This window comes from Dactylosporangium sp. NPDC006015 (assembly GCF_040614215.1).
GTDB lineage: Bacteria > Actinomycetota > Actinomycetes > Mycobacteriales > Micromonosporaceae > Dactylosporangium > Dactylosporangium maewongense.
This window is the reverse complement of record NZ_JBEXUD010000022.1, coordinates 146,120-168,274: the sequence shown is the minus strand read 5'-3', so window position 1 is coordinate 168,274 and position 22,155 is coordinate 146,120. Positions and strand designations below refer to the sequence as shown.

Genomic DNA, 22,155 nt, shown 5'->3' with positions numbered 1-22,155 from the left:
ACGCGGCCCGCAACATCCTCGCGGAGGGGCTCTCCGTGATCGCCTGTGGAGGCGGTGTAAGACCTCAACGAGAGTCCTCTCGGACGAGGCAGTCGCCGGTGAAGCAGGAACCCCCTGGGGTGACCCAGGGAATCCCCGCCCTTTAGGGCGGGGAGGACTGTCAACGCAGGATGTCCGAGAACTGCTCGTCGATGCGGCCCTTGATGTCGACCTTGCCGGGGATGAGCTGCAGCTCGGTGAACCCGTCGGCGATCTCCTGCAGCTCGGTGCCGATGGCCGCGTCGATCGCGGCGAGCGGCTGGGCGCTGCGGTCCAGAGCGCGGCGGGCGACGTCCTCGGGGATGTTCAGCTCGGGTGCGAGGATCTTGACCCGCTCGTCGGGGTTGCCGATGCCCCAGTCGGTGACCTCGCGGTAGGTCTTGAGGAACTCGCGGATCTTCCCGGGCTTCGACTTCAGCGCCTGCGGCGACACGAGGATGTACTCGCGGTTGTTGGCCAGGCCGGTCGCGTCGGCGAGCACCTTCACGCCCGGCGTTTCGGCGAGGGAGAAGTACGGGTCCCAGATGATCCACGCGTCGACCTGGTCGTTGTCGAACGCGGGCCGGGCGTCGGCGGGCTTGAGGTAGTGCACGTCGATGTCCTTGATGGTCATGCCGTTGGCCTCGAGGAGGCGCACGAGCAGCCAGTTGACGTTGGACCCCTTGTTGAGCGCGACCTTCTTGCCCTTGAGGTCCTTGAAGGAGGTGTACCCCTTCGCGGCCTTGACGAGGATGGCTTCGCCCTTCGGCACCGGCTTCGAGGTACCGATGATCCTGAAGTCGATCTTGCCGGCCGCCGCGAAGATCGGCGGCGCCTCACCCACCTGGCCGATGTCGATCGCGCCGGCCTTGATGCCCTCGGTGAGCGCCGGCCCGCTCTCGAACAGCGACCAGGTCGTCCCTGCGGCCTCCGCCTTGCGCGCCTTGACCAGGCTGAGCCCGCCGAAGCGCTGGTACCCGACGCGCAACGGCTCCTCAGCCGCACCCGGCTGCGCGGCGGCCGGCTCCTTGTCCGCGGCACACCCGGTCAGGGTGGTGCCGAGCAGGACCATGACACCGGCCAGAACGACCGAGAGCCGACGCATCGATGACACTCCTCATTGACAGACGTGTACAGCAACATTCGAGCGGCACTATACCCACAACACCTACCGGTTGACTAGGGATTGATTGCCGGCGGCGCTGAGGTGCCGCACACTGCGACCGTGACCTCGCTGACCTCACCCGCCATCGCCCGGCCCTGGCGCGCGGGCACCGTCCCGCTCGCCGTGGCGGTTGCGCTGGTGCTGGCCTGGCTCACCGCCGCCCTCATCTGGGGCGACGGCTGGAGCCTCTCGGTGCGGGCCGGGGCATTGATGCTGCCGCCGGGGTTCTTCACCATCTTCACGCTCGGCTACCTCACGTGGAGTCTCGCGCGCTCCCGTCCGGTGGCCTTCGAGGTCCGCGACGGGGCCTTCGTCGTCCCGGCGGCCGACCAGCTGTCGGCGGCGTTCGCGACGTCCGTGCTCTCCGGCTCCACCGTCGTCGCCGGGATGCTGCTGTTCCACCGGTCGGAGGACACGCTCGGCGGGCTCGTCGCCGGCTGGTACATCTGCCTCGCGCTCACAGCGGCGACCTTCGTGCTGCGGCTCCTCGAACGCGCCCGCGGCATGGGCCGGATGCTGCTGCGCCCCGAAGGGCTGCTGATCACGTACGCCTACGGCAGCCGCGAAATCCCGTGGGAAGCGGTGTCGGGCGGCCCGCCACGAACCGGACTCACGGACCCGAGGCTGCGCATCGGCCGGCCGGACCTGGTGCGCGCCACCGGCCTCGCCCGCCACGGCGCGGTGAAGGCGTTCCTGCCCGCGTCCGACGCCTGGGTCCGGCGCGAGTTCCTGACCGATGCGATCAACTACTACCTGGCCGTCCCCGCCGCCCGGGTCAGCATCGGCACCGCCGACGGGTACGTCCACCTGCGCCGCGTCCTGCGCGCCTGACGAACGCTTGTCGATGCTTGCACGGTTGCCGCACACTGCGACCGTGGCCTCGCTGACCGCACCCGCCGTCGGCCGCCCCCGGCGCGCGGGCACCGCCGTCCTGGTGGCGGCGGTGACGCTGGTGCTGGCCTGGCTCACTGTCGTTCTCCTCTTGGGTGGCGGCTGGAGCGAGCCGGCGCGGGATGACGCCCTGGCACTTCCGCCGCTACTGTTCGCCATCGTCGCGTTCGCCTATCTCGCGTCGTGTCACCGGCGCCGCGGCCCGGTGGCCTTCGAGGTCCGCGACGGCGCCTTCATCGCCCCTCCGGCCGACCGCCTGTCGGCGGCGGCCGCGGTCGCGGCGCTCGCCGGCAGCACCATCGGCGCGGGCATGCTGCTGGTCGACGGACCGGAGAACATGCCGGGCAGCTTCGTCGCCGGCTGGTGCACCGTCACCGCGCGGTGAAGGCGTCCCTGCCCACGGCCGATGCCTGGGTCCTGCGCGAGTTCCTGGCCGACGCGATCAACCACTACCTGACCGATCCCGCCGCGCGGCAGAACATCGGCACCGCCCAGGGGTATGAGCACCTGCGCCGCGCCCTGTGCGGCTGACGAACGCTTGTCGATGCTTGCGCGATTGCCGCACACTGCGACCGTGACCTCACCGACGGCATCCGTCACCCCGCGCCCTCTCCGGTCAGCGGCGGTCGCCCTTGCGGTGCTGTCGGCGTCGGTACTGGTGTGGTACTCCGCCGCCCGGCGCTGGCACAACGCCTGGCACGAGAACGGCGTGGCCGGATACGCCGCCTTCCTCTTGCCGCCACTGGCGCTCGTCATCGGCGCGCTGATCCTCGAGGGGATCCTGAGAGCTCGGCAGCGGCCGGCCTCGTTCGAAGTCGCCGGCGGCGCATTCGTCGCACCGGCGGCCACCAGGGTGGCGGCGGCGAGCGCGGCGACGGTGCTCACCCTGGCGACCGCGAGCGCGACGCTGCACCTGCAGCCGATGCCCGACGACTGGTGGTCGCCCATCTCGGTGCGGTTCCACCGTGTCATCCTCGCGTGCCTGGTGGCCGGCTTCCTGGTGAAGGTCGCCGCGCTGGCCCGGCAGTCCGGGCGGATCGAGCTGCGCCCCGCGGGCCTGCGCGTCAGGTCCCTCTTCGCCGACCGCGACGTGTCCTGGGAGCAACTGGCGGCGAAGCCGAATACCTGGCCGGCAGACGAGGCATGGGTCCGCCGCGAGTTCCTGATCGCCGCGATCAACCACTACCTGGCCGATCCCGACGCGCGGGAGACCATCGGCACCGCCGAGGGGTATGAGGACCTGCGCCGCGTCCTGTGCGGCTGACGAGCGCTTGTCGATGCCGGCGCGGTTGCCGCACACTGCGATCATGACCGCACCGAGCGCACCCGTCGCTCCGCGGTCCATTCGGGGTCCCATGGTCGCCGTCTGGGTGGTAGCCGCGCTGGCGGCGGCCTGGATCGCGGCGGCCGTGCGCTGGCACGAGACCCTCCTCCACGACATGGTGCTCGGCATCGGCGTCTTCTTCCTGCCGCCGATCGTGTTCGTCATCGCCATGCTGGTCATCGGGTGGCGGCTGCAGCCGCAACGGCGCCCGGCCGCGTTCGAGGTCGACGGCGGTGCCTTCGTGGCACCGGTGGCCACGAAGTGGCAGGCGGTCAACGCCACGACCACGCTCTCCCACGCGACCGGCCTGGTTTGCACATACGGGTGGCAGGAGCCCGGTAACTACATCGACCTCGTGGTCCCGCGGGTCGGCATTCCGCTCATGGCGGTCCTGTTCCTGGTGCGGGTCGCCCGGCTCGCCCGCCGCTCCGGGCGGATCGAACTGCGGCCCGAAGGACTGCGGGTCACCTCCCTCTTCAGGGTCCGTGAGCTGCCCTGGGAGACGGTCGAGGCGGCACGGTACGGCCAACCGACGCACACGCCCAACGACACCTGGGTCCGGCCCGAGTTCCTGGCCGGTGCGGTCAACCACTACATCGGCAACCCGGCCGCCCGGCAGGCGATCGGGACCGCTGCAGGATACGAACAGCTCCGGGCGAGGTGAGCATGGACGACGCGGTCGCTGGGGTCATCCGGCGGATGGAGGACGGGCTCGCCCGGCTCGCACCCACCGACGCGCGGCGGCACTTCCACGGGACGTACCTGCGGACCACGCACGCGGTCGCGGCGGAGATCGAGCGGGGCGGGTTCCTCGACGCGGCGTGGCTGAACCGGTGGGACGTCGCGTTCGCCGAGTTGTACCTGGACGCGCTCGACGCGGACCTCGCGGGCGAGGAGGTGTCGCGGCCGTGGCGGATCGCGTTCGACACGGCGCGGGAGCGGCCGGGGCTGCCGGCGCTGCGGCACGTGTTGCTCGGCATGAACGCGCACATCAACTACGACCTGCCGCAGTCGCTGATCGCGGTGATCGGGCCGGCCGAGTTCGACGACGGCGAGCTGCGGGCCGCCCGGGAACGCGACCACACCCACGTCGACACGGTGCTGCTCGCACGGGTCGGGGCCGAGGAGGTGGAGGGTCGCGCCGCCGCCAGGCCGAGCCTGCTGGACCGGGTGCTGGCGCCGGCGAACCGGGCCGCGACCCGCCGGCTGCTCACCGAGGCGCGGGCCAAGGTGTGGCGCAACACCGCCGTGCTCGACGCCGCCAGGAGGCAGGGGCGGGAGTCGTACGACACCCGCATCCGCCAACTCGAGGACGCCTCGGCGGCGAAGCTGGCCACGCTCACCGCGCCGGGGCAGGTCCTGCTGCGCCTCGCCCGCACCGGATTCGGCGTCGTCATTCCAGGTGCTTAGGTGCGCCTCAGGGCAAACTCAGGGTCGGAGTGGCCGAAAGCCCTGACGCGGCAGGCGGGCCGGCGCACCACACTTGAGGGCATGACAGTCCGCCGCACCCTGCAGGCCGTCGGCGCCGCGCTCGCCGGTGCCGTCAGCGCTCCCGAGGCCGCCGCGCCGCCCGCCGACCCGCGCGAGGTCCGTGACCTCCTCGCCGAGATCGGCCTGCTGCACCCGCGCTCCCCCGTGTCCGACGTGCCGCTCACGCTGTGCCGGTTCCAGGCCAGGGCCGGGCTCACCATCGACGGCGTCGCCGGTCCGCGGACCGTGCAGGCGCTGACCCGGGCCGCCCGCGAGACCCGCCACATGCGCTCCCTCGGCCTGGCCGCGTAAGCAAGCCGAAGCCGCAGCCAGACGAACCCGCAGCCGGACGGCGTCACAGCCAGACGAAGCCGCAGCCGGACGGCGTCACAGCCAGCCGTTGCGGCGCAGCGCCCGGTAGAGCAGCAGCCCGCTGCCGAACATCAGCGCCAGGGCGAAGAAGTAGCCGTAGCGCCAGTGCAGCTCCGGCATGAAGACGAAGTTCATCCCGTAGATGCCGGCGATCGCGGTCTGCAGCGCGGCGAGCGCCGCCCACGACGCGATCTTGCGCATGTCGTCGTTCTGGTCGATGGTGACCTGCGCCAGGCGGGCCTGCAGGATCGAGTTGAGGATGTCGTCGTAGTTGACGATCTGCTCCACGACCCGGGTCTGGTGGTCGTTGACGTCGCGGAAGTACCGGCGGATCTCCTTGGCCAGGGCGAACGTCTGCTTGTCCAGCAGCGTCACCAGCGGTCGCTGCAGCGGGACCGCCGCCGTGCGGAACTCCATCAGCTCCCGCTTCAGCTGGTAGACGCGCTCGATGCTGATGCCGCTGTCCCGGCGGAACACGGCCATCTCCAGGGCCTGCACGTCGCTGTCGATGGCGGTGACGATGGCCAGGTAGGCGTCGACGATCCGGTCGAGGATCGCGTGCAGCACCGCCCACGGACCGGCGGCCAGCTGCGCCGGGTTGGCCTCCAGGTCGTGCCTGGCGGCGCGCAGCTCACCGGCCTCGCCGTGACGCACCGTGACCACGAACTGGCGGCCGAGGAACACCCTGACGGACCCCGTGTCGATCACCTCGCTGGTCTCGGTCAGCTCCTCGTGCGGCACGTACCGGGCGGTCCGGGCGACGAAGAACGTCACGTCCTCGTACCGCTCGACCTTCGGCCGCTGCGGCATCGGGTTCAGCGCGTCCTCGACGGCCAGGGGGTGCAGCCCGAACACCTTCTCGGCCTCGGCGAACTGGTCCGGATCCGGTTCGTGCAGACCGATCCAGACGAACGCGTCCGGTCGGTCGCAGGCCCGCTCGTACAGTTCGGCGAGCGGCAGCTCGTCAGGCTGCCGGACGCCGCCGACGTACAGCGCGCAGTCCACGACCGCCGGCCGAGTGTCCAGTTTCACCGCAGAAGCACCTTTCGTCCGGGCGTGACGGTTCGCGGGGGCTACTGGTTGCGTACCCACCCCGGTTCGTCCATGAACACCCGCCCGACCAATGACCGGCCGCTGCTCGGATCACCCGAAGCGACGTCCGGCTGTCCAGTCACCGGCCAGTCGGGTGGTCCCTCCACCTGGACAGAGGTTCACGGACCGTCACGACGGACCGTATCGTCGGCAGCATGGCAGCTCTCACCTTCGCGGTGGACCGACTCGCTGCCGCGACGGTGCTGACGTGTCACGGCGCGCTGGTCGCGGCCAGCGCAATGCAGCTGGAGACCGCACTCTCCCAGCTGCTGCTGCGCCCCGAGCCCAGGATCGTGATCGACCTGGCGCAGGTCACCGCCATCGACTGCACCGGCGTGATGATGCTGCGCGTCACCGCGGGTATCGCCCTTGAGCAGGGCGGATCGCTGGTCCTGGCGGTGCCGGCGCCGGCGGTCGTCCACACGCTGCGTGAAGGCGGGACGCTGTCCACGATCCAGACGTACCGGACGCTGGAAAGCGCTCTCGCCGCCGACCCGCGCGGCCTGGTCACCGACGCGGACGCCGCCGCCCAGGCGACCGCCACCCCGTGGCCGATGAACCAGGACCGCCGCCGCAGCGCCTGAAGCACCACGGCAGCGATCAGCGGCTCAGCTGGGCTCGCCGCGGTAGGTGCCGAACGACCAGCGGTTGCCCTCGGGGTCGCGGACGATGAAGTCGCGGGAGCCGTAGTCGGTGTCGGTGAGCTCCATGACGACCTCGGCGCCGGCGTCGACCGCGCGCTTGTAGAGGGCGTCGGGGTCGTCGGTGACCACGTAGGCGCCGAACGTGCCGGGCCGTAGCGGCCACCTGTCGCCGTCGGCGTCGCGGACGCTGCCGAGCATGATGCCGCCACCCGGCGGCCAGGCGAGCTGGGCGTGGTCGACCCGGTCGCCGTCGCCGTGCACCACGACCTCCTGGAAGCCGAAGGCGTCGACGAGGAACCGGATGAGGGCGCGGGCGTCGGTGGCGCGCAGGGTCGGCCACACCTGCGGTGCTGGTGTCGTTGTCATGCGGCCCAGTCTGCCGACCACGGCACGTCCGGGTCTTGGACGTTTCGGAACGGTGGTAGCCGCTCCTCGGCGAGCCACCGCGCCGGCGGCAGCCCGGCCAGGGCGCTGAACTCCCGGGTCAGGTGCGCCTGGTCGTAGTAGCCGCAGGCGGCCGCGACCGCGGCGAGGGAGTCCGCGCCCTCCTGCATGCGGCGGCGGGCGGCGTCGAAGCGGGCGACCCTGGCCGCCGCCTTCGGTGCCAGGCCGATCTCCTCGTTGAACCGTCTGCTGAGGTACCGCCCGCTCCACCCGACCTCCCGGGCCACCGCCGCAGCGGTGACGGTGCCGCCGCGCAGCAGCCGCCACGCGTGCACGACCTCCGGCGCGGGCAGCACCGGGTCGGTGAGTCTCGTCGCCAGCATCTCGTCGACGATCCGGAACCGCTCGGCCCAGGTGTCCACCGCACGCACCCGGTCGCGCAGCAGGTCGATGAACGGGCCGAAGACGTCCGTGGCGGCGACGTCCAGGGACGCGAGCTCACCGGCGGGCAGGCCGAGCAGGGCGCGGGTGCCGAGCGGCGACAGCCCGATCTGGATGCCGGACTGCCGGCCGTCGTGCACGATCGTCGCCGGCGTCGTGTGCAGCCCGCCGAGCAGCGTGTCGTACACCCCCGGCGGGGTCTGCGCCGAAGGGTGCACCGCGACCTGCAGCGGGTCGTCGAGGGTGACGATGAGCGTCAGGGTCGGTGACGGCAGCCCCCGGTGCACGGCGGGCGCGGCGCCGGTCTCGCGATAGCCGCTGTACCAGGTCGCGAACGGTCGCACCCGCGGCCCGGCGGGGCGGCGCACGTACTCCGACAGCACCCCGTCACCGTAGCGCCTTCTCCAGCTCCGCCTTCGTCATCCGGGAGCGGCCCTTGACGTTCTTGCGCCTGGCCTCCTCGTAGAGCTGGTCCCGGGTGCGGCCGGCGGGGCCGGTGGTCCGGGCGCGCAGCGCGCCGCGCTGTGCCGACGACATGTCCTGCGTCGACGTGCGGCTCGCCGTGCGCGACTCGCCGGCGCGGGCCCGTTCCTTGTTCACCACACGGGCCGCGATCTCCTCGGCGACCTCCTCGGAGCGGCCCTGGGCCAGCTGCTGACGCTTGACGTGTCCGTACTGCCGTTCCCGCTTGGCGCTCCACACCTGCTGCGGCATGACGGTCCCCCAATCACAGGAATTCGCGCTTGTACAGGTCGATGAGCTCGGCGTAGTGCGGTCCGACGTTCGCCACGTACACCTCGTCGAAGCCGGCGTCCTCGTACTGCTTGAGCCGCGCCGCCTGCTTCGCCGGGTCCGGCCCGCAGGCGATCGCCTCGCGGGTCATGTCCGGCGTGACCAGCTGCGATGCCTGCTCGAAGTGCTTCGGCGACGGCAGCACCTGCGCCAGCTCGCCGGGGACGCTCGCGTTGGCCCACAGTTCATGCGCGATCCGCACCGCGGCGTCCTCGCTCGGCGCGTAGCAGGCCTTGAAGCCGCCCTGCACCGGCTTGTCCCCGCCGCCGCCCTTGCGGAACGCCTCGACGTGCTCCGCGACGGGCGCCACGGACATGAACCCGTCCGCGATCCGGCCGGCGAGCTCCAGGGCCTTCGGCCCGAACGCCGACATGTACACCTTCGGCGGGGTCTCCGGGCGCGTGTACACCTGAGCCTGCTCGACGGTGTAGTGGGTGCCGCGGTGGCTGACGAACCCGCCCTCCCACAGCTCCCGCATCACGGCGACGGCCTCGTCGAGCATCTCCAGGCGCTCGGCCGCGCCCGGCCACGCGTCGCCGTGGATGTGCTCGTTGAGCGCCTCGCCGGTGCCGACGCCGAGGACGAACCGGCCCTCGTGCAGGACCGCGCTCGTCGCCGCGGCCTGCGCGACGACCGCCGGGTGGATGCGCATGATCGGGCAGGTGACCGCCGTCGTGACCGGGATCGTGACGACCTGGCTCAGGGCGCCGATCACCGACCAGACGAACGGGCTCTGCCCCTGCGCGTCGTTCCACGGATGGTAGTGGTCGGAGATCCACAGCCCGGTGAAGCCGGCGTCCTGGGCGAGCTTCGCCTGCTCGACCAGCTGCGCCGGGGTGTACTCCTCGCAGGACAGGAAGTAGCCGATTCGCATGCCCTCACCCATACCCAGCACGCCACGATCGACGCACCAAGCGTCAGGACATGGCGTGCAGCCGGTCCACCAGGCGCTTGAGCTCCGCCAGGTGCTCCGGCGGGTACACCCGGCCGGCGGGGTCCACGACCCGCTGCACCGGCTGCAGCAGCCGCCACGCCTCGGCCACGTCGCCGAGCTGGGCCAGGGCCTGCGCGTCGAGCCAGTCGCAGTAGTCGCGGGCGACGCCGGCGCCGCGCAGCTGCGCGGTCAGCACCAGCACCGCCTCGTCCATGCCGGCGCCGAGCAGCAGCCGGGCGAGCGCGTCGGTGCCGAGGACCCACTGCCGGGTGCCGGGCGCCAGCTCCCGCAGCGTCTCGAACGCGTCGACGGCGTCCTGGGTGCGGCCCGCCCCGACGAGGCTGCGCCCCAGGTCCAGCAGGATGTCCGCGACCCGCACCGGGTCCCGGGCGCCGTCCGCGGAGCCGTCGGCGATCCCGTCCAGCATCGCCTGGGCCAGCTCGACGTTGCGTTCGGCCTTGCTGCGCCGTTCGTCCGGGTCCGCGTACCCCTGATGCTCCAGGCGGATCGCGTCGCGTGGCGCCGACGGCCACTCCGCGATCCCGATCCCCTGCACAGTGCCCGTCGCCTGCAGGTGCCCGGTGCCGACGCCGGTGCCGTGCCCGCGGTCGACGAACACGTCCGGCGCGGCGCCGCCGGCGATGCGGACCAGGTGCTCGTGCACCCGCCCCTGCCACCGCAGCTGCGCCGGGCGGAAGAGCCGGGCGGTGCGGAACGTGTAGGGCAGCTCGTCGTGGGCGTTGTCGATGTCGACCAGCAGCGCGTCGGCGGTCGTCGCGGCCAGGACCTCGCGGAGCTTGCCGGGCACGGCGACGGCCCGGTCGTCGGCGTCGATGCTGAGCACCCAGTCCGCCGGCGTCCACGGGGCGCCGCGGGCGGCGGCCGCCTCGGCGAGCGCGGTGTTGCGGGCGGCGGCGAAGTCGCCGGTCCAGGTGCCGTGGCTGACGACGGCGTCGAGCGCGGCCGCGATGGCCGGGGTGTCGTCCTTCGAGCCGGTGTCGTGCACGTGGATGAGGTCGACGACCCCACGCAGCGACGTCAGGCACCGGTCCAGCATGGCGGCCGAGTCACGCACGATCAGCACCGCGGCAAGGTTCACCTCCGCCCGATCGGCGGCCGTCCGGCCGACCTGAGCGTTTACCTGCGCGAGGCACCATAGATGGATGGCGATCGAAAGTGCCGACCCGGCGGACGATCTCGCGGTCCCCTACTGGTTGACGGCCACCGCCGAGGCGGCGTCGGCGTCGTTCGGCCGGATGGTGCGCCGACTGCCGGGGCTGCTGCTGCAGGCGTGGCGCCTGGCGTGGCGGACCGACCGGCGCACCACCGCCGTCGTCGTGGTGGGCAACCTCGCCGCCGGGGTCGCCTCCGGCGTCGGCCTCGTCAACGTCGTCGGCGTCCTCGACGGGCTGCTGCGCGAGGGCCCCACCCCCGACCGGATCCGCGCCGCCGTGCCGTCGCTGCTGGTCATGGTCGCCGCCGGCGCCGCCCGCACGCTGCTGGCCGCGGCGGCGACCGCGGCACAGGGCAGGCTGTCGCCGCAGGTGTACGAGGCGGCCGAGCTGCGGCTGCTGGAGCTGACCACCCGGGTCGACCTGGCGACGTTCGACGACGCGGACTGGCGCGACCGGATGCAGCGGGCCCGCGACCGCGGCATCGACGCCGCGCAACGGGTCGTCGACCACGCCATCGAGCTCGGCACCAACGTCGTGTCGCTCGCCGCGGCCGCCGGGGTCCTCGCCGTGCTCCACCCGATCCTGCTGCCGCTGCTGGTGCTCGCCGTCGTGCCGAACTTCTGGGCCGCCGTGCGCTCCGCCCGCCTCGGGTACCGCCAGCAGCTGCGCCTCATCGCCGTGTGGCGGCGCAAGTGGATGCTGTCGGAGCTGCTCGCCGAGCGGGACCAGGCCGGCGAGCTGCGCGCGTTCACCCTGCAGCGGTACCTGCTGGCCGAGGTCCGGCGCCTCCTCGACGCGGTGACCCGCGAACAGATCAAGGTGTCGTCCGCGCAGGTCCGCACCAACCTCATCGGTCACGCGCTCGGCGCGCTCGCTACCGGCGCCGCGTACGCCGCCCTCCTCGGGCTGCTGCTGACCGGCCGGATGGACATCGCCGTCGGCGGCGCCGCGGCGTACGCGATCAGCACCGGCATCAACGCGCTCACCCAGGTCGCGTTCGCGGTGAACCACCTCTACGAGCAGGGCCTCTACTTCGGCGACTACGAGTCCTTCCGCGCGCTCGCCACCGCCCGCTCCGAGCCCCTCGACCTGCCGCCCGCGCCGGCCGGCTTCGAGACGCTGACCCTGGACGGCGTCACCTTCACCTACCCCGGCGCGCAGCGGCCCGCGGTGTCCGGCGTGAGCCTGACCATCCGCCGCGGGCAGACGATCGCGCTCGTCGGCGAGAACGGGTCCGGCAAGTCCACCCTCGCGAAGCTGCTCGCCGCGCTGTACCGGCCGGACAGCGGCGTCATCGCGTGGGACGGCGCCGACCTGGCCGGGCGCGACCCCGACAGCGTCCGGGAGCACGTCGCGGTCGTCATGCAGGACCCGACCAACTGGCCGCTGTCCGCGGCGGAGAACATCACGGCCGGCCGGCACGACCGGGTCACGACCCAGGCCGAGATCGAGGCCGCCGCCGGCCGCGGCGACGCCCACGACTTCATCGTGGAGCTGCCCCGCCAGTACCAGACGCTGCTGTCCAGGCACTTCAACGACGGTGCGGAGCTGTCCGGCGGCCAGTGGCAGCGCCTCGCGATCGCCCGCGCGTTCTTCCGCGACGCGCCGCTGCTGATCTGCGACGAGCCGACCGCGAACCTCGACGCCCGCGCCGAGCACGCCGTCTACGGCCGGCTGCGGGAACTCGCCGCCGGGCGGACCGTGGTGCTGATCACGCACCGCATGGCGAGCGTCCGGGAGGTCGACCGGATCTTCGTCCTCGACCACGGCGCCCTGGTCGAAGAGGGCACGCACGACGAGCTGACCGCCACCGGCGGCCTCTACGCCCAGCTGTACGCCCTGCAGGCGACCGCGTATCAAGGGAATGAAACGTCTGTCCAAACGCTTGACCACAAGATGTGACCGTGAACCCCGCTCGAGCTGCCGCTCATGAACTCAGACTTGTGCTCGTCCTCGGCTCGCTCATCGCGATCGGCCCGCTGACCATCGACATGTACCTGCCGGCGCTGCCGAGCATCACCGGCGACCTGCACACCACCTCGACGGCGGTGCAGCTCACCCTCACCGGCACCCTCGCGGGCCTGGCGCTCGGCCAGCTCGCCATCGGCCCCTGGTCCGACGCGGTCGGCCGCCGGCCGCCGCTGCTCGCCGGGCTCGTCCTGCACGTGCTCGCGTCGGTCGCCTGCGTGTTCGCCCCCAACGTCGGCGTCCTCGGCGGCCTGCGGGTGCTGCAGGGCCTCGGCGTCGCCGCGTCGTCGGTCGTCGCGATGGCGATCGTGCGCGACCTGTTCAGCGGCGCCGCGTTCGCCCGCCTGTTCTCCCGGCTGATGCTGGTCATGGGTGCCGCCCCGATCCTCGCGCCCACCCTCGGCAGCGCCGTGCTGCGCTGGACCGAGTGGCGCGGGGTCTTCGTGGTGCTCGCCGTGTTCGGGGTCCTGCTCAGCACCCTGGCGGCGCTCGCCCTGCCCGAGACCCTCCCACCGGCCCGCCGCCGCTCCGGCCGCGTCACCGGCGTCCTGCGCGTCTACGGCTCCCTGCTGCGCGACCGGATCTTCGTCGGCCTGGTGCTCGTGGCGGGCTTCGCGATGGCGGCGCTCTTCGCCTACGTCGGCGGCTCCTCGTTCGTCCTGCAGCAGGTGTACGGACTGAGCGAAGCGCAGTTCGGGCTGGCCTTCGGCGCCGGCGCCGTCGGACTGATCGGCGGCACGCAGTACAACGTGCGGCTGTTGCGCCGGTACTCGCCGCAGCGCATCCTCGTGTCGGCCCTGGCGGGTGGCACGATCGCCGGAGCGGTCATGGTCCTGCTGGCCGCCACCGGCCTCGGCGGGCTGCCCGCCCTGCTGGCGGCGCTGTGGGCGGTCCTCACCGCGGCGGGCCTGGCCCTGCCCAACGCCCCGGCGCTCGCCATGTCCCGCCACGGCGAGGCGGCGGGGACGGCGGCGGCGCTGCTCGGGGCGGTCCAGTTCGGGGTCGGCGCGGTCGCGGCCCCGCTGGTCGGCGTGCTCGGCACCGGCGCGACGGCGATGGCGGTGGTGATCGCCGGCGGCATGCTCACCGCGACCGTGACGCTGTTGCTGGTCGTCCGCCCCGGCTCCCTGCCGGTGACCGCGGACGACGCCACGGAGCCGGCCCTGGCCGCCGCCCACTGACCACGCCGTTGATCGAATGACGGATCCGGTCGTGATGACGGCCGGATCCGTTGTTCGATCATGCACGGCTCGTGGCAGCGGCCGGCGACGACGGTGGTCAGCGGCCGGCGGCTGCGTGGTACTGGTCGACGATCTCCTGCTTGATCCGGCCCCGGTCGGAGACCTGGTAGCCGGCGCCCAGCGCCCACTCGCGGATGGCCCGGTTCTGGTCGCGGTCACCCCGGCTGGCACCCCGCCCGCGGCCCGAACCGGACCGGGCCGCGGGCGCCCCGCCACGCCCGACCTTCGTGCCAGCGGAAATGTAGGGCTTCAACGCGGCGCGCAGTTTCTCGGCGTTCTTCTTCGACAGGTCGATCGCATACTGCACGCCGTCGAGGCCGAACTGCACGCTCTCGTCGGCCGGCTTGCCGTCCAAGTCGTCGATCAGTTCTTGAATGACGCGCTTGGCCATGACGGCGCCTCCTCGGCAACGGAAACGGGTGACGGCGGCGACCGAACGGCTGCCATCGCAGAAAATAGTATCGCCCATTCTGCGGATTTGAAGTCCGCTCGGTTTCAAATAGGCACGATCACCGATCGTGTCGGTCCAATTACGACCCGGGTGGGTCGCTGCGCCTGATCCCGGCATCGGCGAGACTCTACCCATGACGAACACTTCCACACCCGATTGGGGCGACCTGCTCACGGGCCAGTTGGCGTTCTACTGGGACGCGCATCTGCGACCCAGGCTGGACGGCCTCACCGACGAGGAATATTTCTGGGAACCGGTGGCGGGCTGCCTGTCGGTCCGCCCGGACGCCGACGGGAATTACCGCGTCGAGCCCGGCAGCCGCGACGCGGACCCGGCGCCGGTCACGACCATCGCATGGCGCATGATGCACATCGCCGTCGGTTGTTTCGTGATCCGGAGCAGCACGTTCTTCGGCGACGGAAGTGCCGGCGACGGTGCCGACATGTTCGACCCGCGGCACGTGCCGGCGGATCTGCCGCACACCGCGGAGGATGCCGTCGCGTTCCTGGACGCCAGTTACCGCGAGTGGCACGGGCACGTTTCCGCACTCGACGAGGCCGCACTGAGCGCGCCATTGGGACCGAAGGGCGCCTATTTCTCCGCGGACCCGATGGCGGCCCTGATCGCGCACGTCAACCGCGAGACGATGCACCACGGCGGCGAGATCGGAGTGCTGCGGGACCTGTTCCGGGCTACCGGCGCGGCACAACGCACCGACCGGCTCGCCGCGACGAGTTCGTGACATCGATCCAGGGCCCGGTCTGGAAGACTTCCGGGCATGTCGACGATCGATGGCCTTCTTTCCGTTCGGTCCGTGCTGCGCGCGCAGCACCATGACCGGGGCACGCTCGACCGGTTGACCCTGGCCGGGCTGCGGGACGCGCTCGACCACGCGCGCACCCGCGTCCCGGCCTACGGCGGCGACCGGTACGACATCGGAACCCCACACGACTTCGCCGACTTCGCGCGCCTGCCCATGCTCCGCAAGGCCGACGTGCTCGCGCTCGGTGAGGACCGGTTCCGCGACCCGGCCTACACCCGCGACGCCGTCACCGTCTACACCACCAGCGGCACCAGCGGGCAGATCCTCGAGGCGTGGCACGACCCCGCCAACTACGCCCACGACCGCGCCTGCAACATCCGCCGCTTCGCCGCCGCCGGCGGGCGCTACCGGCCCTGGTCGCGCCTGGTGCACTTCAAGCCGTTCCCGCTCGACACCGCGTGGTACCAGAAACTCGGCATCTTCCGCCGCGCCGTCGTACTCAGCGCGCTGCCCGTCCGCACCAGGGTCGAGCACCTGCTGCGCGAGCGCCCGCACGCGGTCATCGGATATCCGGTGCTGCTCCGCGACCTGCTGCGCGGCATGCGCCCCGCCGAGCTCACGACGCTGCGCCGCACGCTGCGCGCCGTCTTCACCGAGTCGGAGCTGCTGACCCCCGAGGTCCGCCACCAGCTCACCGAGGGCTTCGGCGTGCCGATCTTCAACGAGTACTCCGCCTACGAGCTCATGCACATCGCGTACGACTGCGCCGAAGGCCAGCTCCACGTCGCCGAGGACCGCGTCCACGTCGAGATCGTCGACCCCGACGGCCACCCCGTCCCCGACGGCACCGAAGGCCACGTGGTCGTCACCGGCTGGCGCGAGCGCGCGATGCCGCTGCTGCGGTACTGGCTCGGCGACCGCGCCACCCGCCACACCGGCCACTGCGCGTGCGGCAGGACCTTCGCCCGCCTGCACCTGACCAAGGGCCGCGCCGACGACTACGTCGTCCTCCCCGACGGCGAGCGCATCTACGCCGGCACCTTCATCGGCATGGCCATCAGCACCCCCGGCGTCGCCGAGTGCATGGTCCGCCAGGACTCCGCCGGCAACATCACCATCTTCCTCGTCCCCGACGGCCGCGCCGACCGCGGCTTCGACGACCTCGCCCGCGAGGCCCGCGCCTGGCTGCACACCACCGCCGGCCGCCCCTTCGACCTCGACGTCCGCCACGCCGACGCGCTGGAGCTCACCGCCGGCGGCAAGGGCCGCTTCGTCGTCTCAGAGTTCCAGCGGTGACCCCCGCCGGCGACATCCTGACGGGGCGCCTCCTGCTGCGCCGCCCCGCGGTCGGTGACGTCGACGCCATCCTCGACGTCCACCGCGACCCGCTCGCCTGCCTGCACAACCCGGGCGACCGGCTGCGGACCCGCTCCGAGGCGCTCGAACGCCTGCACCACTGGACGACCCACTGGGACCGCCACGGTTTCGGCTACTGGACCGTGCTGACCGCGCCGGCCGCCGCACCCCCGGCACTGGTCGGCTTCTGCGGCCTCAAGTTCATGCCGCTACGGGGCGAACCGGCGCTGAACCTGTTCTACCGCCTCGCACCCACCGCATGGCACCAGGGCTACGCCACCGAGGCCGCGGCGGCCGCCGTCGCCTGGGCCGCCCAGCACCGCCCCGGCCTCCCCTTGGTGGCCCGCGTCCGCCCGGCCAACGTGGCGTCCCAGCGCGTCGCCACCCGCATCGGCCTGCACCGCGCCCCACACCTGGACCACGGCGGCGAGGACGGCCCCGACCTGCTCTACCAGGCCACCCACGCACTCAGCCCGGCGTGACGCTCAACCCCCACCACCTTCGCCCGGCGCGCACCACCCAGCCGGTCCGCGCCGGGCGAGGTGGGGATCAGGCCGTCACGGCACCGTGCTGGGGGACGAGGTGTGCGCCGAGGTCGGACTTCAGCTCGGACATGCCCTTACCCAGGATCATGCCGCGCGCCCCGCGGTCGACGACGCGCTCCACGAGGCGGCGGAACAGGTCGAAGTACAGGTGCCGCCGGCCGCCGTCCTCCACGGGCAGCGCGCCCCACGACAGCCAGACCGGCCAGACCGGGTCGTCCAGGATCGTCGCGGCGCCGAGGAGCCGGCCGGCGGCGTCGCGGTACGCCACGACACACACGTCGGCACGGCCGGCCACCGACGCCTGCCACACCTCCGAGCGGGGGCCACTGCGCAGCTCGACGCTGCCGGCCGCGTGCTTGGCGAAGTTGAGCCGGGTCAGGTGGGCGAGCTCCGCCGGGGTGACGACCTCGCCGACCCTGCCCGTGCGCACCTGAAGGTCCGGGTCGGCGGCGACGAGCCGCTGGGTGCGGCGCACGCTCGCCCGGCGCTTCTGGCCCAGGCCGGCCAGCCACGCGTCGACCGACTCCGGTGCGTCCAGCACAGCGAGTGGTTCGGTGTCTCTGGTGTACCGCGGCCACGGCAGCCACGCGTCGTCGCCCTCGCCGAGCTGCCGCCACAGCGCCCCCCGGACGCCCGGCCCGAGGGTCCGCCGGGCCGCGCGGCGGAACGCCCGCACCAGCGACGCCCGCTCCGCCACCGCGGACGACGCGAACCAGAAGCCGGGCACGGCGCTGCTCTGCGGCGCCTGCACGTGCAGATACCCAACCCGGGGAAACCCGGGTGCGGAGGCTCCGGCGGCACTGCGGCGCGGCGCCACCACCGACGCGGCGACCAGCCCCACCGGACCCTCCACATCGGACAGGACCGCGAGCAGCACCGGGTCGGCGCCGGAGAGCACCCCGGCCCGCATGACCGGCCAGGCCCAGTTGGCGCGCAGGCCGGCGCGGGCGCGCAGGGCCTCCCAGTCGGCCGGCTCCGGGTCGGTTACCGGGTCGTGCAGTCCGACCGTCAGACCCTCCCTGACAGCTGTCACATCTACCATCATGATCCCCCGTGTGGAACTGTGCGACGCCACCTTCCACTGAGGCCGGCGTCGAGACTCAGGGCGCTCGCTCCGGCGGACAGCAGCAGCGCCGCCATCGCGCCGGACGAGGCGGCGTGCGGGACCAGTACCGCCGCCGAAACCGTGACGACGACCAGCCCCACGGCCGCGGCGGCCGCGGTGAGGCGGGGCGAGCGGCCGTCGGTGTTCTCCACCAGGTAGCCGGCGTAGGCGACGAGCGCGAAGAGCGGCGTCTCCAGGCAGGTCAGCAGGGTGAGCAGCAGCGTGCCCGGCGCCAGGAACGCGACCAGCGGCACGCCCGGCAGGCAGAGCAGCACCGCGAACCGCAGGATCCGCCGCGCCTTCGCCCGTCCCGCCCGGCCGGCGGGGCCGCGCAACCGTAGCGACGTCACCGGTTGGCGCAGGCGCAGCAGGTACGTGAGCGCCGCCGAACAGAAGCCCGACGCGGTCACGGCGACGTAGAAGGGGCCGCTCTCGGTGCCGTGGCCGGCGATGCGCAGGATCAGGTAGCACACGGCGAGGCTCAGGCTGGCGATCAGCTCGGGCAGGCCGAGCAGGACGCAGGTCCGCAGCACCAGCCAGGCGACCCGGCGGCGGCGTACGGAGGTCCCGACACCCCGGGCGGCACGGCCCGCCACCGACCAGCCGGCCGGAAGGCGCCACAGCAGGACCGCGGAGGCGGTGAGGGCCGCCGCCGCCAGCATGGTGAGCTGCCACAGCGGCGGCCACGCGAAGTGGAACGTGACGGCGGACAGGGTCAGTAGCGCGCCGGTCATCGCGGCGAACGTGACCGCGTCGGTGCGGGGGTGGCCGCGGACCCGGTGCAGGCCGACGGCGAGCTGCAGCAGGCCGAGCGCGGCGGACCACAGCAGCGCGGCGGCGACCACCCGGAGCTGGTCGCGCCCCGACAGGAACGCGGCGGCGAACGCGAGCGCCGCCACCGTGACCGGCACCGCGGCGACCCGCAGCACGACCCGGGCGATGTACCCGCCGAGGCGGCGGGTGCGGGGCACCAGCTTGAGGGCGGCCTTCTCGCCGCTGGAGGCGACGAACACCGTCCACGCCGACACGCCGACGGCGCCGGCGTAGTCGGCGAAGCGGGCCGCGCCCCACGGCACGGCGAGCACCAGCGGCGCGAGCTGGCTGGTCGCCCGGAACGCGCCGCGGCCGGCGAACAGCGCCAGCATCATCCCGCCGCCCGGGGCGGTGGTGCGCGGCTCGGCCTGCGGTGCGAGGAGGGTCATGAGCGGTCGGCGAGGAAGTCACCGCCGCGGGCGGTGTCACGGCGGGCCGGCCCGGCACCCGCGGGCGGGCCCACCAGGCGCGGCGGGGACGGCCAGCACAGCACCGCGACGGCGGCGACGAGGTGGGCGGCGATGAAGACGTACGCCTCCGTACGACTCGCGACGTGGCCGAGCCGGACCGTCATGTGGTCGGCCCAGTCCCACCGTTGCGGCACCGGCTGCCCGCGCCACAGCCAGAACGACAGGTCCTCCAGCCCTGACAGCATGACGAGGATGCTCGCGTAGCAGATCCGGCGCACGGTCGCCGCCGCCGAGCCGCCCAGCCGCTGGTGCAGCCCGAACGCGAGGATCAGCAGCGGCGCGAGCACCCGGACCAGCGAGTAGAAGCCCTCGAAGTCGTCCGCGATGACCCGGTCGAACATGCGCGGGACGAAGCCGCAGAACACGGCCGTGAACGTGAGGACCCCGACGACCTCGGGCAGCCGCCACCGGCGCAGCCACACCGGGTCCAGCGCGGCGATGGTCTCCGTGGCGAGGACGAACGGCAGCAGGTACGCCAGGAACAGCCACAGCGAGTCGAGCTGCTTGCCGTCCGGGGCGAGCGCCACCAGCAGCACCCCGGAGACCAGCGTGGCGGCGACGAGGCCGAAGAAGCGCTTCACGGCCGCACCTCGAAGCGCACCGTCGACAGCAGCCGGTCGGCGGCGGCGCGCAACTGTTCGGGGGTGTCGGCGGTCAGCAGGGCGTAGCCGAGCTTGCTGGTGAGGTCGATCGTGGAGGTGACGGCCCGGCCCGGCTCGGCCAGCAGCGCGATCCTGAGCACCTCCGGCCAGGTGCGCGCCTCCTCGACGCCGTGGATCGCGGCGAGGGTACCGGTGTCCGCCGCGTTCAGCAGCTGCACCATCACCGGGTGCGGCACCGTGGCGGGCGGGACCGGTGGCAGCGGCGCGCCGACGGCGACGCTGATCGACGCCTCGATCGGGTCGATGCCGTAGCAGTGCTTGGCGAGCTCGCCGAGGGGGTCGCCGCCGGTGCGGGCGCCCATCTCGATGAGCCGGGGCCGGCCGTCGGCGTCGACGACGAGGTCGAGGTTGAGCGGGCCGCGGCGGTAGCCGAGCCGGGCGCAGATCGCGTCGACGTCGGCGATGATCGCGTCGTGGGTGCCGTCGGGGACGCCGGCGGGCAGCAGGTGCGCGGTGGTGGTCGCCTGCGGCGGCGGGGTGAGCCGGCGTTCGGTGAGGGCCATGAAGACGACCCGTCCGCCGTCGATGACGCATTCGCAGCCGCAGTGCTGCCCCTGGACCTCTTCCTCGATGACGATCCCGGCGCCGTACGAGAAGCGTTCCGCCTCGGCGATCGCTGCGTCCACTGTGGACTCGTCCGGGCAGCGGGTCACGCCGCGGCTGCTCTGCGCGTCGGCGGGCTTGACCACGAGCGGGAACGTGAGGCCCGCGCCGCGCCAGTCGGCGCCGTCGATCCAGCGGTAGCCGGGCAGGCCGAGCTCGTCGCAGACGGCGCGGAAGCGGCGCTTGTCCACCGACGCCGCGACGGTCTCCTCGGTGAGGCCGCACGGCAGCCCGAACCGTTCGGCGAGCGCGAGCTGTGTCGGCAGTGCGATGTCGCTGCTGGGGGCGAGGACCCCGGCGACGTCGGTGCGCCGGCGCAGGATCTCGCTGAGGGCGGCGACGTCGCGGGTGCTGACGGGCAGCAGCTCGTCGGCGAGCGCGACGGCCGGCGCGGTGTCGCGCAGGTCGACGGCGATCGTCCGGAACCCGAGGGCCCGGGCGGTGCGGTAGGTCGCCATCGCACCGTCGGCGGCGCCCAGGATCAGCAGGCTTTTCATGCGGCGTCTCCACGCTGTACGGGGATGTGCGGCACCGCTCTGGCGCCGGGGAACAGCTCGTCGGCGGCGTCGACCGGGATCGACGCCTCGCGGATGTAGAACATGGCGGGGCGCGGCTGCGCGTCGGCGACGAGCACCGTGTAGCGGAGCATGACGGCGGCGCCGGCGAGCGCGACACACTCGGCGAGCAGCGCGCCGCCGATCGCGGGCGCGACGCCGACCCAGCCGGCGAACGCGGTGGCCGACAGCCCGGCCGTCACGAGCGCGGCGAGCAGCAGCACGATCGCGACCCAGTGCACGGCGCGGCGGGAGAAGGCGACGTACAGCTCCAGCGCGTGCCCGATGAGCCGCCCGAGGCGGAACTTCGACGTGCCGCGAGTGCGTTCCCGGTGCTCGACCGGCACGGTCGCGATCCTCGACGTGAGCAGCGGCACGGTGGCCAGGAAGTACGGCGTGCCGAGGCGCAGCCCGACGACCCGCCGGGCGAGCTCGGTGCGCAGCACCCGGAACGTGGTCGCGCCGGGCGGGATACGGATGCGCAGCCGCCGGCCGAGCCAGTGGTAGCAGGCGGCACCCCACCTGCGGTGCCACGGGTCGTGCCGGGTGCGCCGCACCCCGAACACGGCGTCGAAGCCCTCCAGGGCCCGCTCCACCAGCAGGTGCACCTCGGTCGGCGGGAACTGCAGGTCGGCGTCGAGGTGCACGAGCCACGGTTTCCGCGCGTACTTGTACCCAGCCGAGAACGCCGCCTCGAAGCCGAAGTTGCGGCTGAACGACAGGTAATGGACGCGGTCGTCGGCGGCGGCGAGCCGCTGGATCTCCTCGAGCGTGCCGTCGCCGCTGCCGTCGTCGACGAAGAGGATCTCCAGGTCGTAGCCGCCGAGCGCGGCCACGATCTCGGCGTGGGTCTGCGCGACGCTGTCCGCCTCGTCGTAGCAGGGCACGACGGCGGTGAGGCCTAACGGGTGCATGGGACCGG

Annotated in this window: 26 protein-coding genes; 13 read left to right on the top strand and 13 right to left on the bottom strand. The window is 72.9% G+C overall.

From position 1 onward, the window contains the following. Window positions 1-160: 160 nt before the first annotated feature. Window positions 161-1,123, bottom strand: coding sequence for an aliphatic sulfonate ABC transporter substrate-binding protein (locus ABZ321_RS33450; RefSeq protein WP_354898784.1), 963 nt, complete (start codon window positions 1,121-1,123; stop codon window positions 161-163). Window positions 1,124-1,243: 120 nt separating this feature from the next. Between ABZ321_RS33450 and ABZ321_RS33445 the strand changes: the two genes are divergently transcribed. From ABZ321_RS33445 to ABZ321_RS33415, 7 genes are all read left to right on the top strand, one after another. Next, window positions 1,244-2,014 carry a hypothetical protein gene (locus tag ABZ321_RS33445; protein WP_354898782.1) on the top strand — a complete coding sequence of 257 codons (771 nt, stop codon included), beginning with the start codon at window positions 1,244-1,246 and terminating at the stop codon, window positions 2,012-2,014. Between the two features lie 43 nt (window positions 2,015-2,057). Continuing rightward, window positions 2,058-2,459 carry a hypothetical protein gene (locus ABZ321_RS33440; RefSeq protein ID WP_354898779.1) on the top strand — a complete coding sequence of 134 codons (402 nt, stop codon included), beginning with the start codon at window positions 2,058-2,060 and terminating at the stop codon, window positions 2,457-2,459. Then, entirely contained in the window at window positions 2,456-2,605 is a 150-nt protein-coding gene (locus ABZ321_RS33435; RefSeq protein ID WP_344504434.1) for a hypothetical protein, read from the top strand. The genes ABZ321_RS33440 and ABZ321_RS33435 overlap by 4 nt, the downstream gene beginning before the upstream one ends. Window positions 2,606-2,648: 43 nt before the next feature. After that, window positions 2,649-3,338 carry a hypothetical protein gene (locus ABZ321_RS33430; RefSeq protein WP_354898776.1) on the top strand — a complete coding sequence of 230 codons (690 nt, stop codon included), beginning with the start codon at window positions 2,649-2,651 and terminating at the stop codon, window positions 3,336-3,338. Window positions 3,339-3,381: 43 nt separating this feature from the next. Next, the gene (locus ABZ321_RS33425; protein WP_354898774.1) at window positions 3,382-4,062 is read left to right on the top strand and encodes a hypothetical protein; all 681 of its coding nucleotides are present in this window, start codon (window positions 3,382-3,384) and stop codon (window positions 4,060-4,062) included. A gap of 2 nt (window positions 4,063-4,064) precedes the next feature. Further along, the gene (locus ABZ321_RS33420) at window positions 4,065-4,808 is read left to right on the top strand and encodes a DUF5995 family protein (protein ID WP_354898771.1); all 744 of its coding nucleotides are present in this window, start codon (window positions 4,065-4,067) and stop codon (window positions 4,806-4,808) included. A gap of 81 nt (window positions 4,809-4,889) precedes the next feature. After that, window positions 4,890-5,180 carry a peptidoglycan-binding domain-containing protein gene (locus ABZ321_RS33415; protein ID WP_344504430.1) on the top strand — a complete coding sequence of 97 codons (291 nt, stop codon included), beginning with the start codon at window positions 4,890-4,892 and terminating at the stop codon, window positions 5,178-5,180. A 75-nt stretch (window positions 5,181-5,255) separates the two neighbouring features. Here the strand turns inward: ABZ321_RS33415 and corA are convergent, their stop codons facing one another. Further along, window positions 5,256-6,272 carry a magnesium/cobalt transporter CorA gene (gene corA / locus ABZ321_RS33410; RefSeq protein WP_354898768.1) on the bottom strand — a complete coding sequence of 339 codons (1,017 nt, stop codon included), beginning with the start codon at window positions 6,270-6,272 and terminating at the stop codon, window positions 5,256-5,258. A gap of 215 nt (window positions 6,273-6,487) precedes the next feature. On the opposite strand from corA, the gene ABZ321_RS33405 reads away from it, so the two are divergent. Then, complete coding sequence (locus ABZ321_RS33405; RefSeq protein WP_354898765.1) at window positions 6,488-6,916, top strand: STAS domain-containing protein; 429 nt, start codon at window positions 6,488-6,490, stop codon at window positions 6,914-6,916. A gap of 24 nt (window positions 6,917-6,940) precedes the next feature. Here ABZ321_RS33405 and ABZ321_RS33400 read toward each other — a convergent pair whose 3' ends face one another. From ABZ321_RS33400 to ABZ321_RS33380, 5 genes are read right to left on the bottom strand one after another with little or no spacing between them, the layout of a single operon-like run. Further along, window positions 6,941-7,342, bottom strand: coding sequence for a VOC family protein (locus tag ABZ321_RS33400; RefSeq protein WP_354898762.1), 402 nt, complete (start codon window positions 7,340-7,342; stop codon window positions 6,941-6,943). Beyond that, window positions 7,339-8,184, bottom strand: coding sequence for an AraC family transcriptional regulator (locus ABZ321_RS33395; RefSeq protein ID WP_354898759.1), 846 nt, complete (start codon window positions 8,182-8,184; stop codon window positions 7,339-7,341). The genes ABZ321_RS33400 and ABZ321_RS33395 overlap by 4 nt, the downstream gene beginning before the upstream one ends. Before the next feature lie 4 nt (window positions 8,185-8,188). Next, window positions 8,189-8,515, bottom strand: a complete 327-nt coding sequence (locus tag ABZ321_RS33390) for a plasmid stabilization protein (protein WP_344504425.1) — start codon at window positions 8,513-8,515, stop codon at window positions 8,189-8,191. A gap of 13 nt (window positions 8,516-8,528) precedes the next feature. Next, window positions 8,529-9,467, bottom strand: coding sequence for a TIGR03557 family F420-dependent LLM class oxidoreductase (locus ABZ321_RS33385; protein WP_354898755.1), 939 nt, complete (start codon window positions 9,465-9,467; stop codon window positions 8,529-8,531). Between the two features lie 43 nt (window positions 9,468-9,510). Further along, window positions 9,511-10,611, bottom strand: a complete 1,101-nt coding sequence (locus ABZ321_RS33380; RefSeq protein WP_344504423.1) for a glycosyltransferase family 2 protein — start codon at window positions 10,609-10,611, stop codon at window positions 9,511-9,513. A gap of 79 nt (window positions 10,612-10,690) precedes the next feature. Between ABZ321_RS33380 and ABZ321_RS33375 the strand changes: the two genes are divergently transcribed. Together ABZ321_RS33375 and ABZ321_RS33370 are read left to right on the top strand one after the other, a co-directional pair. Then, window positions 10,691-12,604, top strand: coding sequence for an ATP-binding cassette domain-containing protein (locus ABZ321_RS33375; protein WP_354898751.1), 1,914 nt, complete (start codon window positions 10,691-10,693; stop codon window positions 12,602-12,604). A gap of 2 nt (window positions 12,605-12,606) precedes the next feature. After that, window positions 12,607-13,851 carry a multidrug effflux MFS transporter gene (locus tag ABZ321_RS33370; protein WP_354898748.1) on the top strand — a complete coding sequence of 415 codons (1,245 nt, stop codon included), beginning with the start codon at window positions 12,607-12,609 and terminating at the stop codon, window positions 13,849-13,851. Window positions 13,852-13,948: 97 nt separating this feature from the next. Here ABZ321_RS33370 and ABZ321_RS33365 read toward each other — a convergent pair whose 3' ends face one another. Continuing rightward, window positions 13,949-14,302, bottom strand: coding sequence for an Lsr2 family protein (locus ABZ321_RS33365; protein WP_344504420.1), 354 nt, complete (start codon window positions 14,300-14,302; stop codon window positions 13,949-13,951). 193 nt (window positions 14,303-14,495) lie between these two features. Here ABZ321_RS33365 and ABZ321_RS33360 point away from each other — a divergent pair, with 193 nt between their 5' ends. The 3 genes from ABZ321_RS33360 to ABZ321_RS33350 are packed head-to-tail and all read left to right on the top strand — an operon-like array spanning window position 14,496 to window position 16,963. Next, window positions 14,496-15,104, top strand: coding sequence for a DinB family protein (locus tag ABZ321_RS33360; protein WP_354898745.1), 609 nt, complete (start codon window positions 14,496-14,498; stop codon window positions 15,102-15,104). Between the two features lie 36 nt (window positions 15,105-15,140). Further along, window positions 15,141-16,421, top strand: a complete 1,281-nt coding sequence (locus ABZ321_RS33355) for an AMP-binding protein (protein WP_354898742.1) — start codon at window positions 15,141-15,143, stop codon at window positions 16,419-16,421. Next, entirely contained in the window at window positions 16,418-16,963 is a 546-nt protein-coding gene (locus ABZ321_RS33350; RefSeq protein ID WP_354898740.1) for a GNAT family N-acetyltransferase, read from the top strand. Before ABZ321_RS33355 ends, ABZ321_RS33350 begins: the two co-directional genes overlap by 4 nt. A gap of 67 nt (window positions 16,964-17,030) precedes the next feature. Here the strand turns inward: ABZ321_RS33350 and ABZ321_RS33345 are convergent, their stop codons facing one another. The 5 genes from ABZ321_RS33345 to ABZ321_RS33325 are packed head-to-tail and all read right to left on the bottom strand — an operon-like array spanning window position 17,031 to window position 22,147. Further along, window positions 17,031-18,059 carry a hypothetical protein gene (locus ABZ321_RS33345; protein ID WP_354898737.1) on the bottom strand — a complete coding sequence of 343 codons (1,029 nt, stop codon included), beginning with the start codon at window positions 18,057-18,059 and terminating at the stop codon, window positions 17,031-17,033. Between the two features lie 8 nt (window positions 18,060-18,067). Beyond that, window positions 18,068-19,333, bottom strand: a complete 1,266-nt coding sequence (locus ABZ321_RS33340) for a hypothetical protein (RefSeq protein WP_354898734.1) — start codon at window positions 19,331-19,333, stop codon at window positions 18,068-18,070. Further along, window positions 19,330-19,995, bottom strand: a complete 666-nt coding sequence (locus ABZ321_RS33335; RefSeq protein ID WP_344504414.1) for a hypothetical protein — start codon at window positions 19,993-19,995, stop codon at window positions 19,330-19,332. The genes ABZ321_RS33340 and ABZ321_RS33335 overlap by 4 nt, the downstream gene beginning before the upstream one ends. Beyond that, window positions 19,992-21,176: an ATP-grasp domain-containing protein gene (locus tag ABZ321_RS33330; protein WP_354898731.1), complete on the bottom strand. Its 1,185-nt coding sequence runs from the start codon at window positions 21,174-21,176 to the stop codon at window positions 19,992-19,994. Before ABZ321_RS33330 ends, ABZ321_RS33335 begins: the two co-directional genes overlap by 4 nt. Next, complete coding sequence (locus ABZ321_RS33325) at window positions 21,173-22,147, bottom strand: glycosyltransferase family 2 protein (RefSeq protein ID WP_354898728.1); 975 nt, start codon at window positions 22,145-22,147, stop codon at window positions 21,173-21,175. Before ABZ321_RS33325 ends, ABZ321_RS33330 begins: the two co-directional genes overlap by 4 nt. Between the last annotated feature and the right edge of the window lie 8 nt (window positions 22,148-22,155).

What these genes read in the sequence shown, in the direction of transcription:
- ABZ321_RS33450 (WP_354898784.1), bottom strand. Translation starts at nt 1,123, where the DNA reads ATGCGTCGGCTCTCGGTCGTTCTGGCCGGTGTCATGGTCCTGCTCGGC.
- ABZ321_RS33340 (WP_354898734.1), bottom strand. Translation starts at nt 19,333, where the DNA reads ATGACCCTCCTCGCACCGCAGGCCGAGCCGCGCACCACCGCCCCGGGC.
- ABZ321_RS33390 (WP_344504425.1), bottom strand. Translation starts at nt 8,515, where the DNA reads ATGCCGCAGCAGGTGTGGAGCGCCAAGCGGGAACGGCAGTACGGACAC.
- ABZ321_RS33375 (WP_354898751.1), top strand. Translation starts at nt 10,691, where the DNA reads ATGGCGATCGAAAGTGCCGACCCGGCGGACGATCTCGCGGTCCCCTAC.
- ABZ321_RS33425 (WP_354898774.1), top strand. Translation starts at nt 3,382, where the DNA reads ATGACCGCACCGAGCGCACCCGTCGCTCCGCGGTCCATTCGGGGTCCC.
- ABZ321_RS33325 (WP_354898728.1), bottom strand. Translation starts at nt 22,147, where the DNA reads ATGCACCCGTTAGGCCTCACCGCCGTCGTGCCCTGCTACGACGAGGCG.
- ABZ321_RS33385 (WP_354898755.1), bottom strand. Translation starts at nt 9,467, where the DNA reads ATGCGAATCGGCTACTTCCTGTCCTGCGAGGAGTACACCCCGGCGCAG.
- ABZ321_RS33420 (WP_354898771.1), top strand. Translation starts at nt 4,065, where the DNA reads ATGGACGACGCGGTCGCTGGGGTCATCCGGCGGATGGAGGACGGGCTC.
- ABZ321_RS33365 (WP_344504420.1), bottom strand. Translation starts at nt 14,302, where the DNA reads ATGGCCAAGCGCGTCATTCAAGAACTGATCGACGACTTGGACGGCAAG.
- ABZ321_RS33360 (WP_354898745.1), top strand. Translation starts at nt 14,496, where the DNA reads ATGACGAACACTTCCACACCCGATTGGGGCGACCTGCTCACGGGCCAG.
- ABZ321_RS33355 (WP_354898742.1), top strand. Translation starts at nt 15,141, where the DNA reads ATGTCGACGATCGATGGCCTTCTTTCCGTTCGGTCCGTGCTGCGCGCG.
- ABZ321_RS33330 (WP_354898731.1), bottom strand. Translation starts at nt 21,176, where the DNA reads ATGAAAAGCCTGCTGATCCTGGGCGCCGCCGACGGTGCGATGGCGACC.
- ABZ321_RS33415 (WP_344504430.1), top strand. Translation starts at nt 4,890, where the DNA reads ATGACAGTCCGCCGCACCCTGCAGGCCGTCGGCGCCGCGCTCGCCGGT.
- ABZ321_RS33405 (WP_354898765.1), top strand. Translation starts at nt 6,488, where the DNA reads ATGGCAGCTCTCACCTTCGCGGTGGACCGACTCGCTGCCGCGACGGTG.
- ABZ321_RS33400 (WP_354898762.1), bottom strand. Translation starts at nt 7,342, where the DNA reads ATGACAACGACACCAGCACCGCAGGTGTGGCCGACCCTGCGCGCCACC.